Here is a 316-nt window from a genome sequence, read left to right as displayed (position 1 = left end):
CGAACGCCCGCCCGTACTCGGCGATGCCCGAACCCCGGTCGAACGACCCGCCGATCGCCGTCAGGCTTGCCCCCGGCGCGGAGAACCCGTCCTTCAGCCGCACGCTCACGGCGCCGCCCAGCGCATTCAGGCCGAATACCGGATTGCTCGCCTCCAGCGTCACCGTATCGATCGCGGCGGCCGGCACCAGATCCCAGTTCACCGTGTCGCCGAACGGATCGTTGAAGCGCGCACCGTTCACGTAAACCGCCAGCCCCTGCGCGCCACCCGCCGCGGGACTTGCCGTATAGCCGCGGAACACGATATCGGGCTGGAA

At 69.3% G+C, this 316-nt stretch carries 1 pseudogene; it reads right to left on the bottom strand.

What is annotated here, in order from left to right:
* A pseudogene (locus R5H29_RS14470) lies at positions 1-316 on the bottom strand (TonB-dependent receptor); the annotation flags it as partial.

The sequence above is a fragment of the Stenotrophomonas sp. A3_2 genome, from assembly GCF_036624925.1.
Taxonomy (GTDB): Bacteria; Pseudomonadota; Gammaproteobacteria; order Xanthomonadales; family Xanthomonadaceae; genus Stenotrophomonas; species Stenotrophomonas hibiscicola.
Note: the sequence above shows the minus strand (reverse complement) of the source record. Positions and strands in the feature narration are given on the sequence as shown.